Source organism: Paraburkholderia sp. FW306-02-B (assembly GCF_058782725.1).
Genome location: NZ_JBYSXZ010000002.1, coordinates 1,291,557 through 1,304,108, shown reverse-complemented (window position 1 = coordinate 1,304,108; position 12,552 = coordinate 1,291,557). Strand labels below are relative to the sequence as shown.

Below are 12,552 nucleotides of genomic sequence, written 5' to 3'. Positions count from 1 at the left end.
CCTGCCTGGCCTTGTCATCTTCTATCCGGCTCACTTTGCGGGAGCCATCGCCTCCTTCGTATCCCTGGCCGCCTGATTGTCGGCCGCGCTACCTGAAACATCCCAGCCGCCGCCGAGCGCCTTCACCAGCGCGACCGACAAGGTCATCTGCTGACCGTGGATCTGCACGTCCTGACGCTCGCTCGTCAGCAGCGACTGCTGCGCGGTGATGACGTCGAGGTAAGCGACAAGGCCGCCCGAATAGCGGTCGTTGGCGAGCGACAGCAGATGCTGCGCATCGGTCACCGCTTCGTGCGATTGCTTCGCCGCGCCGTCGAGCACCGAGAGGCCGGTGATGCCGTCCTGCACCTGCTGGAATGCGTTGAGCACGGTCTGCCGGTAGTTCGCCTCGGTAGCTTTGTAGCCTTCACTCGCGAACTCGACGTTCGCCGCGCGGCGGCCGCCGTCGAACAGCACCTGGCCGACCGCCGCGCCGAGCGTCCACATCAAGGTGGGCGCGCTCAGCAAACTGGCGAACTGCGTGCTCTCCCAACCGATGCCCGGCGTCAATGTCAGGCTCGGAAAGAACGCCGCTTTGGCGACGCCGATCTGCGCATTCGCGGCGGCCATCGCGCGTTCTGCCGATGCGATATCGGGGCGGCGCTGCAATACGTCGCTCGGCACACCGAGCGGGATCGACGGCACCTGCACGTCGAGAACCTTGGGCTCGATCGCGAACTGCGGAGCGGGTACGCCGACCAGAGCGGCGATCGCGTGTTCGAATTGCGCGCGCTGGTTCAACAGCAATTGCGCCTGCACGCGTGTCGAATCGAGTTGCGACTTTTGCTGCAACACGTCCAGCCCGGAAACCGCGCCGAGGTCATGCTGGGAGGTGACATAGTCGAGCGCCTGCTGCTGCAGCTTCACCGATCGATTCAGCACGTCGATCTCGGCGTCGAGCTCGCGCAGCGAGAAATAATCGGTGGCGAGGTCAGCGCTCAGCACGAGCCGCGCGTTGGCGAGGTCATCGGCCGATTGCTCAGCCGAGGCCGTCGCGCCTTCCACCTCGCGACGTATCCGGCCGAATAGATCGGTGTCGTAGTTGATCGTGGGGCCGAGTTGAAGATTGTTCTGTACCGTCGACTGCGTCGGCGTCGCGTAGTTGGTGAGCGGACGGTTCTTCGAAATCCTGAAACGCGACGCCGACGCAGTCAGATCGACCTCGGGAATCCGTTGCGCGCTGGTATTGGCGAGCGTCGCTTTGGCCTGCGCATAGTGGGCGCTGGCCGCGGCCAGCGTCTGATTCTGGGCGAGCGCCTGCGTTTCCAGCGCGGCAAGCGTCGCATCGCCGAAGCCGCTCCACCAGTCAGGCGAGATCGGCGCGTGCGAAGGAACGGCCACGCGCCAGTGAGAATCGGTTTGCCACGCTGGCGGCACCTCGGCCTGCGGCCGCCGATACTCCGGCCCGACCGTGCACGCGGCCAGCAACGCGGCGCTCGCGGCGGCCGTTATCATGGCTACTGCCCGGCAAGTGGGCGCCCGTTTCACGGCGCCCCCTTGCCGCTTTGCGGCGGCTGCGCGATCTGCACATGATCGCCGTCCGAGATCGAATCGCTCGGGTTGATGACGATCCTGTCGTTCGCCTCGACACCGCTTTCAATTTCCAGCGACTGCCCCAGATCCTGCGCGATCACGACCTTGCGCAACTGCACGTTCCCGTTCTGATCGACCACCGCGACCCGCGGACCTTCGGCGCGAAACAGCAACGCATTGCCCGGCACCATCAAGCGCGCGTGAGCGGCCGCCGGCAAAGCGACCTGCACATACGCGCCGGGCCGCAGCTTGCTATCGGGGTTCGGCAGCGTCACTTCGACTTGCAGCGAGCGGGTCGGCACGTCGATCGCCCCGGAAATGTGCGTGATCGCGCCGTGAAACTGCTGCCCCGGCAGTTCCGCCTGGGTCACGACCACCTTCTGTCCGTCGGTGACATTCTGCGCATACGCCTGCGGCAGTTGCACGTACACCCGCAGCGGGTCCGACTGCGCGAGCGCGAACAACGCGCGGCTCGTGCCGCTGCCCGCGTCGATCAGATCGCCGACATCGACATTGCGCTGCGTGATGACGCCCGCGAACGGCGCGACGATGCGCTTGAACGATTCGAGCTGCCGCAAGCGCTGCACGTTGGCGTCGGCGGCGGCGAGATTGGCGAGGTCCTGCGAATAGGTGCTTTGCCGTTCGTCGAGTTCCTGCTGCGAGACCGCATCGCGCTGACGCAATTGCTGCCAGCGCTCCAGCGAACTCTTCGCGAGACCGAGACTCGAGCTGGTTTGCTGGCGCTGTGCCAAAGCCTGCGCGAGTTCCTGATCGACTTCAGGCGTATCGAGATCGGCCAGCAATTGCCCCTGCTTCACACGCGTGCCGATGTCGGCGTACCAGTGCAGCAGATAGCCGGTCGAGCGCGCATAGATCGGCGATTCGACGTTGCCGCGCAAGGTGCCCGGCAGCAAGGTGTTGCCGCCGCCTTCAGTTTGCGTCGGGCTCACCACGCTGACGTACTGGACAGCGTTTTGCCGGGTCGTTTCGGCCACTGTCCGGCTTTGCAGAACATCCACGACCACGGTGCGCAGCGCGCCCACCGCGAGCAGCGCCAGGACGATCCAGACGGCGATTTTTGCGCGTTTCCATTCACGATTGCGCGGCGGCAATGCGTGGCCGCCTTCGGTTTCTCGCGAAGGGATCGCTAGCGATGCATGAGTTTTTTCGGTCATCTCAGTCAGCCGTCATTTAACTTTACGCGTGCTTGCCATCGCCGCCGTGGTCCGGCGCGGGGCCGCCGTTATGTGCGCCGCTGTCAGCGCCGCCATTGCCGCCGTTACTGTCATTACCGCGACGGCGCGCAAGGCGGCCATGAATACCCGCGAACACGAGCGGCACAAAAAACAGCGTGGACACCGTGGCGAACAGCAAACCGCCGATCACCGCGCGGCCGAGCGGCGCGTTCTGCTCGGCGCCTTCACCGAGACCGAGCGCCATCGGAATCATGCCGATGATCATCGCGAACGCGGTCATCAGCACCGGCCGGATCCGGCTCGCTCCGGCTTCGAGCGCGGCGGTGAGCGGCGGCGCACCGGCCCCGAGCCGCTGGCGCGCGAACGACACCATCAGGATACTGTTGGCGGTCGCCACGCCCATCGTCATGATCGCGCCGGTCAATGCCGGGACGCTCAGATGCGTGCCCGTCAGGAACAATATCCACACGATACCCGCGAGAGCCGCGGGCAACGCGCTGACGATGATGAGCGGATCGACCCACGACTGAAAGTTTACGACGATCAACAAGTACACCAGCACGATCGCCATCGCCACACCGAGCCCCAAACCGAAGAACGAGCTGCGCATCGTCTGCACCTGGCCGCGCAGGGTGATCTGACTGCCGCGCGGCAGCGACGCCCGCGCGTTATTGACAAGCTTGTCGACCTCGTTCGCCACGCCGCCGAGATCGCGTTTTTCGACGCTCACGTACAGATCGATCACCGGCCTGATGTTGTAATGCGTGACCATCGCGAACTGGTTCTGCGGCGCGACGCGCACCAGATTGCCGAGCAGTTGCGTCGGTCCGGTGGCCGAACCCGACACCGGCGTGCGCAACAGTTCGTCGATCGAAGAGATCTGGTATTGCGGGGTTTGCACCGCGACGTTGTATTCGACGCCGTTGCGGTTGTTGAACCAGAAACCCGGCGACGTTTGCGAGCTGCCCGACAACGAAATGAGCAGGTTTTGCGCCACATTGCTCGCGCTCAGATTGAGTTGCTGCAGGCGGGTGCGATCCATCTGAAGATTGATCGCCGGTTCGTCGAGCTTCTGCTGGATGTGCGTATCGACGGTGCCCGGAATCATCCGCACCTGTTTCAGCAGCTTGCGGGCGATGTCGAAGTTGCCTTGCTGATCCGTGCCGGAAATTTGCACGTCGACCGCGGCGGGCAAGCCGAAGTTGAGAATCTGCGTGACGATGTCGGCGGGCTGAAAGAAGAACTCGACGCCCGGAAAGCGCTGCGGCAGCAGCGCGCGCAACCTGTCCATATAGGTTTGCGAGGGTTTGTGGTCCGGCTTGAGCGCCACCTGAATCTCGCCGTCCAGCGTGCCGATCGTGCCCGCGTTGCTGTACGAGAGATTGATGCCGCTGTACGGCAAGCCGAGGTTGTCGAGGATCGTGCCGAGTTCGTTGCCCGGCACCACCTCGCGAATCACCTTTTCGACCTGGTCGGCCAGACGCGCGGTTTCTTCGATACGCGTGCCGGTCGGCGCGCGCATGTGCAGACGAATATCGCCCGCATCGACACTCGGAAAGAAGTCCTCGCCGAGCACGAGCGCGAGACCCATCGACGCGACACAAAAACCGAGGAACGCGCCTGCGAACAGACGCCGGCGCACCAGCAGGCTGCTGAGAATCACGATGTACGCGCCGCGCATGCGCTCGAAGCCGGCGTCGAAGCGATGATAGAGCCGCATGAACAGATTCGGTCCGGCACCGGCCTTGGGCTTGTGCGCGTGACCCATCAGCAGCATGGCCAATGTCGGCACCAGCGTGCGCGACAGCACGTACGACGCGAGCATCGCGAACACCACCGCTTCGGCGAGCGGCACGAACAGGTAACGCGCGACGCCGGTCAGGAAGAACATCGGCACGAACACGATACAGATACACAGCGTCGACACGAGGGCGGGAACCGCGATTTCACCGGCGCCTTCGAGAATCGCATCGTGCAGATTCGTGCCCATATGCAGATGCCGTTCGATGTTCTCGATCGTCACGGTCGCATCGTCGACCAGAATCCCGACCGCCAGCGCGAGGCCGCCAAGCGTCATGATATTGATGGTCTGTCCCAACGCATGCAAGGCGATCAGTGACGACAGTATCGAGAGCGGAATCGATACCGCGATGATGCAGGTGCTGCGCCAATTGCCGAGAAACAGCAGAATCATCGCGGCCGTCAGCGCGGCGGCGACCAGCGCCTCGCGCACCACCCCCTGCACGGCCGCTTTCACGAACACGGACTGATCGAACAACGCGGTGATGCTCAGGTCCGGCGGCAACGCCGCGCGTGCGGTCGGCAGCAAGCCACGCAGCGTATTGACGATCGACAGCGTCGACGCGCTGCCGTTTTTCAGCACCGAAATCAGCACGCCGCGATGGCCGTCCTGGCGCACGATATTGGCCTGCGGCGAAAAACCGTCGCGCACGTGGGCCACTTCACGCAGATAGGTCGTCGCGCCGTTGAGCGTGCGCACCGGAATGTCGTTGAGCCCTTCCACCGTGGCGGGCGAGCCGTTCATGTTGATCGTGTATTCCTTCGGCCCGATCTTGGCCGTGCCGGTCGGCAGAATCAGGTTTTGCGCGTTGAACGCGCTGACCACGTCGGACGGCGTCAACCCCTTTGCCAGCAGCGCGCGCGTGTCGAGATCGACCGAGATCAACCGCGATTTGCCGCCGTACGGATACGGTACGGCGGCGCCCGGAATCGTCACGAGTTGCGGGCGCAGGAAATTCAAAGCGGTGTCGTTGAGCGCCTGCTCGGACAGCTTGGGGCTCGACAAGCCGAGCTGGATCACGGGAATGCTGGACGCCGAATAGCTGATCACCAACGGCGGCGTGGCGCCCGGCGGCATCTGCTTGAGCTGCGCCTGTTCGACGGCCACCGTCTGCGCGATCGCGGTCTGGATGTTCGCGTTCGGCTGCAGGAACACCTTGATAATCGCGATGCCGGCGAGCGACTGCGATTCGATGTGCTCGATGTCGTTGACCGTGGTGGTCAAGCTGCGCTCGTTGACCGACGTCATCCGGTTGGCCATGTCTTCGGCCGACAAGCCCGTGTACGTCCAGATGATGCTGACCACCGGGATATTGATTTCCGGCAGCACGTCGACCGGCGTGGTCAACAGCACGAATGGGGTCGCCAGCAGAATCAGAATGGCCATCACGATGAACGTGTATGGCCGCTTTAGCGCTACGTTGACGATCCACATTGAAACGCGCCCGAGAGAATGCAGGTAAGGAACTGAATCGCCGTGAACGGATGGTCGCGCGGCTTCCGCCTATAACATGCCGAAGCCGGCAGACCTGAGCACAGGTTGCCGGGGCCTATGCCGCGCGCCTCTCCCGGTGAATCAGTGCTTATGCTAGATCGGTAGCACCAACGCCTGCATGGCGCCAAAATGGCGAAATTGTCAGGAAGGTTAATGTAAGCGTATGCGGCTGATCTCGTGATGCGCTGCTTTGCGATTAGCAAACGTTTGATTGCCGGAGACCGGTGTTTTTTAAGCGCTGAAACAAAAGGCCGGTCAACCCTTTCGGTTGACCGGCCTTTTAGTTCAGGCTGCTGGATTTACTTCGCGAACAACGACGACATATCGGCAAACGCCTTGAATTCCAGCGCGTTGCCTGACGGATCGAGAAAGAACATTGTCGCCTGTTCACCGACTTCGCCCTTGAAACGCACATGCGGCTCGATGATGAAGTCGATGCCGGCCTGTTGCAGCTTGTCCGCCGCAGCCTGCCATTGCGCCATCGACAGCACCGCGCCGAAGTGGCGCACCGGCACCGCATCGCCGTCGACCTTGCTGGTCTGCCGATGCCCGGTCTCTTCCGGCGCGAGATGCGCGACGATCTGGTGGCCGTAGAAGTTGAAATCCACCCACTCCGCCGAACTGCGCCCTTCCGGACAGCCCAGCAGGTCGCCGTAAAACTCGCGCGCAGCTGCGATGCTATGAACAGGAAACGCCAGATGGAACGGCGGCAAAACGGTTTCGGCAACGCTCATGGTGGGAAAGCTCGCAGATAGAAAAATGGGGTCGCGCATCGAGACGCGCGACGTCAAGTTTAACCATGACCAAAAGTGCTGAAAAACGATATATTTTTGACCTGACCAATACCAAAATCGATCAATAGACGATGCCCGGCGAACTCGGGATTTTTATCGCCGTCAGCCGGTGCCACGCGTTTTCCGGCCGACTGCATCGGCGCTGCGGCGTGGGCGTGCATGGCCCCGTGAACGGTTAAGCGCGCACCCGATTGTCCTGCCGCGCAGGCCGTCAACTGTATCTGTGACAATCGCGCGCCGCCCGGCAGAATGTCTGTTCGCGCCTCGTTTTGCGCGGCCTCTCGCGCTTCCGGCCGCGCCCTCCGACGCGGCCACTGCCCAGGTATCGCCCATGACCGCCTGCACCTTCCTGACCGCCGATGTCCTGATCGCCTATAGCGCCTACTTCGTCGGCACGGCGAGCCCGGGGCCAAGCAACCTCGCGATCATGTCGCTGGCGATGAGCGCCGGCAGAAAGTCCGCGCTGACCTTCGCGCTCGGCGTGGTATCCGGTTCGTTCTTCTGGGCGTTGCTGGCGTCGCTGGGTTTGTCGGCGGTGCTCGCGACCTACTCTGAATGCCTGGTGGCGATCAAGATTGCCGGCGGCCTCTATCTGCTGTGGCTCGGCTGCAAATCCGCGCGCTCCGCCTTCAGTGCCGAAAAACTGCCCGCAAGCGCGGCACGCGAAGGCGAGCCGCTCAAACGGCTTTATCTGCGCGGTTTGCTGCTGCATCTCACCAATCCGAAAGCGATCCTGGTGTGGCTGTCGATCGTGTCGCTCGCCGTAACGCCTGCGGCCGGCACGTCGCATACCGCGCCGGTGGTGCTCGGCTGCATGTGCATCGGTGTATGCGTGTTCAGCAGCTATGCCGTGCTGTTTTCAACCGCGTCCGCACGGCGCATCTATGGCGCGATCCGCCGCTGGCTCGACGGCTCGCTTGCGGTCATGTTCGGCATTGCCGGCGTCAAGTTGCTGACTTCGAAAATCTAGAGGCTGCCACGCCTATCCGCGCTGCAATACCGTCCATGCCGCTATAAAGCGTCTTTCACGTGCTCACCCTGCTATGCACCCCGGCGGTACGCAGCGCCTCGTGCAGCGTGGTGAAAATGCAGCTCGCGTCCACGATCGGCGTAATGCCGTGCCGATCCATATCCGCACGCAAATAACGATTCACGCGCGCGAAGATCACTTCGATGCCGCTCTGCTTCAACGTCTGGCATAGCTCGCCCACCGAGCGCGCCGCCGAGTAATCGAGGTCGGTGATCGCGCTCGCGTCGATCACGAACCAGCGCACTGGACTCGGCGCCTGCGCGATCAACTGGCGTGCGTCTTCGATGAAAAAATGGTCATTGGCATAGAACAGGTCGGCGCCGAAACGATAGACAATCAGTCCTGGCGCAGTCTGCTCGCCGGGCAAGGCCGGCACCGGCACCCAAAGGCCGTCGTCGCCGGGTGCGAGGATCATGGTGTGCGGCCGATAGCTGTGCCGCACATGCCGCAACAGCGACAACGCAACCGCCACCAGAATGCCGTGCTCGACGCCGATCAGCACCACTGCCGCGGCGGTGAACACGGCCAGCGTGAATTCGCCCGGACTCTCGCGGCGAATCGAAAACAGCGTCTTCAGATTGATCAGGCCGATGGCGATCGTAAACACGATGCTGGCCAGAATGCAGTGCGGCAAATACTGCAAAAACCGGCTAAAAAACAGCAGCACCACGACCACCACCACGGCGAACACGAGTTGCGCGAACTGGCTGCGCGTGCCGACGCGATCGGCCATGGCCGTTTGCGTCGCACTGCCGTTGACGACGAACGCGCCGGTGAACGCGGCAGCGGTATTGGCTGCGGCGAGGCCCAGCAGATCGGCATTGATATCGACAGGTTCGTGATGCCGCTCGGCGAACACGCGGCTCGCCGCGGCGCTTTGCGCGACGATCATCACGAAGCATGAGGCCGCGACCGGCAGCAGGTCGAGCGCCTGCTGCCAGGTCACCGACGGCATGCGCAGCGGCGGCAGTCCGCCCGCCACCGGTCCGAGCACGGAGATGCCGTGCGCCGCGAAGCCATAGAAGTCGCTGGCGGCGATGCCCGCGACCACGGCGATCAACGGCACCGGCACGCGTGGCAAGAAACGCTTGCACGCCAGAATGGAGACGACCACCAGCACGGAAATACCGAGCGTCGGCAGATTAGCCTGCGCCGCTTCACGCGCCACCAGCGCAAGCTGATCGATGCTGCGCTCGGCGTGTCCAGCCAGGCCGAGCATGTCGCCCAGCATCGCAATGCCGACCTGCACGCCGACACCGGCCAGAAAACCGACCAGCACGGTGCGCGACAGGAAGTCAGCGAGAAAGCCGAGTTTGAAAATCCGCGCGATGAGCAGCAACGCGGCGGTGAACAAGGCGACCATCGCGGCGAGCGCCGCATACTCCGCGCTTGCGGCCGATGCCATGGTCGACAGCCGGCTCGCGAAAATCGTCGCCGTCGCCGAGTCGGCGGCAACCACGAGGTGCCGCGATGCGCCGAAAAACGCAAACGCGATCAGTGGCAAAAAGACGGTGTAAAGGCCGGTCACCGCATGCATGCCGGCAATGCGCGCATAGCCGAGCACTTGCGGAATATCCATCGACGCGAGCTCCACGCCGGCCAGCGCATCGCGCGCCGCCGCAGCTCGGTTCAAAGGAAAGACGCCTTTCAGTACGCCAAGGCGCGTGGCCATGTTTGCCAGAAAATCTCGCATGCGCGATGCAGCCCCCATTCAGGTTTATCGCGCATCGTGCCGCGAGTCGGCACACAAAAGCAAGACTCAGGAGATGAATCGGCTAAATAAGCCAGCGAAAACCGGGGGCGTCCGGACTCCGCTTGTGAATCGCCTGAAGTTCGAATTTAACGCTTGAACTGCCCTGTCAACGGATCCACGCGCCGCGCGAAACCGAACAGCGCGGCGATGCAAATAGGACAGGCGATCATGAACACGGCCAACATCTCGCACCCCGGTAACAAAATGTTACGCGTAGTCTAAGCGATAGCCGCATGAAAAGAATGAGGGAAAACCGCAAAACAGTGTTGCAGCGTATTACGCCGTCATTATCGGCACTGGAATTTTCGCTCGAGAAAATGCGGCGAAAACCATTGGAAATGAGGGGATAAACGTGTTCACTGCAGTGCGCTATGATGCGCAAACCTTTGCCAGTCTATAAACCGGTTACGCCATGTACACGTCCACTTTCATTTTCGCCACGAAGCAATTCGACGAACGCTTCTACCGCCTGGACGAGGCAATCGCCCTGGCTGCCAAAGCCATTCCCGGTTATCTCGGCGAAGAAGCGTGGGAAAACGCGGCGACCGGCCTGACCTCGAACGTGTACTACTGGGAGTCGCTCGACGCGTTGCAGGCGTTAATGCAGCATCCCGCTCATCTGGAAGCGAAAGCCGCGCAGGCGAACTGGCTCAGCGGCTATCAGGTGATCATCGCCGAAGTGCTGCGTACTTACGGCGACGCGGGCTTCGCTCATCCGGCGGCGGCGCATGCGGCGCCGCCGGCTCAAGCCTTGCCGCCTTCTCTACCCGCACCATAATCGAGCACGCGATTGGGCCGTTGTTGAAGAAGGCTGTGAGCAATGCGGTGGCCGGATAAGCCACACCCCTTATAATCCGGCATGACCCGAACCCCGCACCACACCTCCTCGCCAACGGCCACGCGTGGCCGCTTCGCCGCCCACCGCTTCCCGGCGGCCGCATGAAAACCCCGAAACGTCTGCTCCCGCTGGTCGAAGAAGGCCTGATCGACGAAGTCATCTCCCAGTTGATGAGCGGCAAGGAAGCCACCGTCTACGTGGTGCGCAGCGGCGACGCCACGCGCTGCGCGAAGGTCTATAAAGACGCCAGACAGCGTAGTTTCCGCCAGGCGGCGTCGTATCGCGAAGGCCGCAAGGTCAAGAACAGCCGCCAGCAGCGCGCGATGGAAAAAGGCAGCCGCTATGGCCGCGAAGTGCAGGAGCAGGCGTGGCAGAACGCCGAAGTCGATGCGCTGTTCCAGCTTGCCAATGCAGGCGTGCGCGTGCCGCAGCCGTTTATCTGCACCGACGGCGTGTTGCTGATGGAATTGGTCACCGACGCCGACGGCAACGTCGCGCCGCGTCTGAACGACGTGGACCTGACCGAAGCGCGCGCGCTCGAATTGCACGCGCTGCTGCTCAACCAGGTGGTGCGCATGCTGTGCGCCGGCGTGATTCACGGCGACCTGTCCGAATACAACATCCTGCTCGCCGCCGATGGTCCGGTGATCATCGATCTGCCGCAAGCCGTGGATGCCGCGGGCAATCTCGAAGCGCCGGCGATGCTGGAACGCGACGTGAGTAACCTCGCCACGTATTTCGGCCGTTTCGCACCGGCCTTGCTCGACGCGAGCTATGGCAAGGAAATCTGGGCGCTGTTCGAAGCCGGCGCGTTGCATGTCGACGCAAAGCTGACCGGCCGGGTCGAACTGGACACCACGCCGATCGATCTCGACGCCGTGCTGCAGGAACTCGAAGATACACGGCTCGACGAAGAAGCGCGCCTGCGCTACGAACAGTCGCTGCGCAGCGGCACTTGAGCTGCAATCAAACGGCACTCGAGCAGTAATCAAGCGCCGCTACGTAGACGCTACAACGCGGTGCCACACCCGGCAGGCTCGCTCGAAGACCTCGCCGTAACCGGCGCCGGCCCCACCGACTCCCGCATCGTCACGCTTACCGGAAACTCGCGGACGATCTCCCACGAGGTCCGGTAGCACTGATTCACCAGCCAGCGCACCGCATTCTGCGTCAGTTCCGCGGTCGGAATATGCACCGACGTGAGCCCCGGCGCGGCATAGGCGGCCGAATAATCGTCGTCGTAGCCGATTACCGAGACTTCGTCCGGCACGGCAATGCCCGCCTGGTGAAAGCGCGCCAGCACGCTCACCGCCATCGTATCGTTCGCGCAGAAAAGGCCGGTGAAACGCCGCTTCGCATCGAGCAGCTTCTGCGCGGCGGCATAGCCGCCTTCCGGCGAGAAGTCCGATTCGATCAGCGTGACGTCGTCGCGCGCGATGCCGTCACGCGCCAGTTCGGCAAAGAAGCCTTCCAGCCGGGTTTGATTGTCCGAAGCGCTAAACGGCCCGGAAATCACGGCAATCTCGCGATGCCCATGGTCGAGCAGCGTGCGCGCCGCCAGTTCGCCGCCGCGCCGGTGATCGGCGCAAAACGACGCCTCCGGAAGTTGAGCGAACGCGCGATTCAGGAACACCATCTTCGGATGCATCCGATGCAGCATGTCCAGGTCGCCGTCGTGCAGATCGTGGCTGATCACCACCACGCCGTCGCAATCGCGGCCGATCAGAAAGCGCACCGCCTCGATCGCCTGCTCGCGCGGCGACACTTCCCCGCAGCCGGTTGCAACCACCACGTGACGGCGCACCGCGCGCAGTTCGGCATCAGTCTGTTTGAGAATCGTGCCGTAGTACGAGCCGAAGAAGGTCGGCACGAAAATGCCGATCATGCCGAGCGATTGCGTCGCCATCGCCCGGCCGATCGACGACGGGCGAAAATTCAGCGCTTCGACGGCTGCCTTTACGCGCGCGGCGGCATCGGCCGAAATGGGTCCTTTACCGGAAATGGCCCGCGACGCGGTCGACATGCCGACGCCAGCCAGTGCCGCGACATCTTTGAGTGTTGCCACGCGGTTCTC

Annotated in this window: 10 protein-coding genes; 3 read left to right on the top strand and 7 right to left on the bottom strand. The window is 63.0% G+C overall.

Features of this window, described 5'->3' with window-relative positions; translation table 11 throughout:
- Positions 1-30: 30 nt before the first annotated feature.
- The 5 genes from AC3WOG_RS26945 to AC3WOG_RS26925 all read right to left on the bottom strand — a co-directional run bounded on the left by AC3WOG_RS26945 (position 31) and on the right by AC3WOG_RS26925 (position 7,087).
- Positions 31-1,494 (bottom strand): efflux transporter outer membrane subunit, encoded by a 1,464-nt coding sequence (locus AC3WOG_RS26945; RefSeq protein ID WP_492580911.1) that lies wholly within the window; start codon positions 1,492-1,494, stop codon positions 31-33.
- 29 nt (positions 1,495-1,523) lie between these two features.
- Positions 1,524-2,747 (bottom strand): efflux RND transporter periplasmic adaptor subunit, encoded by a 1,224-nt coding sequence (locus tag AC3WOG_RS26940; protein WP_492580910.1) that lies wholly within the window; start codon positions 2,745-2,747, stop codon positions 1,524-1,526.
- Between the two features lie 22 nt (positions 2,748-2,769).
- Entirely contained in the window at positions 2,770-6,003 is a 3,234-nt protein-coding gene (locus AC3WOG_RS26935; protein ID WP_492580909.1) for an efflux RND transporter permease subunit, read from the bottom strand.
- Positions 6,004-6,362: 359 nt separating this feature from the next.
- Positions 6,363-6,797: a VOC family protein gene (locus AC3WOG_RS26930; RefSeq protein WP_492580908.1), complete on the bottom strand. Its 435-nt coding sequence runs from the start codon at positions 6,795-6,797 to the stop codon at positions 6,363-6,365.
- 59 nt (positions 6,798-6,856) lie between these two features.
- On the bottom strand, positions 6,857-7,087 hold the full coding sequence (locus AC3WOG_RS26925; RefSeq protein WP_492580907.1) for a hypothetical protein: 231 nt from the start codon (positions 7,085-7,087) through the stop codon (positions 6,857-6,859).
- A 101-nt stretch (positions 7,088-7,188) separates the two neighbouring features.
- Between AC3WOG_RS26925 and AC3WOG_RS26920 the strand changes: the two genes are divergently transcribed.
- Entirely contained in the window at positions 7,189-7,827 is a 639-nt protein-coding gene (locus AC3WOG_RS26920) for a LysE family translocator (protein WP_492580906.1), read from the top strand.
- Between the two features lie 55 nt (positions 7,828-7,882).
- Here the strand turns inward: AC3WOG_RS26920 and AC3WOG_RS26915 are convergent, their stop codons facing one another.
- Complete coding sequence (locus tag AC3WOG_RS26915; protein WP_492580905.1) at positions 7,883-9,580, bottom strand: SulP family inorganic anion transporter; 1,698 nt, start codon at positions 9,578-9,580, stop codon at positions 7,883-7,885.
- A gap of 472 nt (positions 9,581-10,052) precedes the next feature.
- On the opposite strand from AC3WOG_RS26915, the gene AC3WOG_RS26910 reads away from it, so the two are divergent.
- Together AC3WOG_RS26910 and AC3WOG_RS26905 are read left to right on the top strand one after the other, a co-directional pair.
- A complete protein-coding gene (locus AC3WOG_RS26910; protein WP_492580904.1) occupies positions 10,053-10,418 on the top strand; it encodes an antibiotic biosynthesis monooxygenase family protein in 366 nt (121 codons plus the stop codon).
- A gap of 161 nt (positions 10,419-10,579) precedes the next feature.
- Positions 10,580-11,437: a PA4780 family RIO1-like protein kinase gene (locus AC3WOG_RS26905; RefSeq protein WP_492580903.1), complete on the top strand. Its 858-nt coding sequence runs from the start codon at positions 10,580-10,582 to the stop codon at positions 11,435-11,437.
- A 50-nt stretch (positions 11,438-11,487) separates the two neighbouring features.
- Here AC3WOG_RS26905 and AC3WOG_RS26900 read toward each other — a convergent pair whose 3' ends face one another.
- Positions 11,488-12,543 carry a LacI family DNA-binding transcriptional regulator gene (locus tag AC3WOG_RS26900; protein WP_492580902.1) on the bottom strand — a complete coding sequence of 352 codons (1,056 nt, stop codon included), beginning with the start codon at positions 12,541-12,543 and terminating at the stop codon, positions 11,488-11,490.
- Positions 12,544-12,552 lie beyond the last annotated feature (9 nt).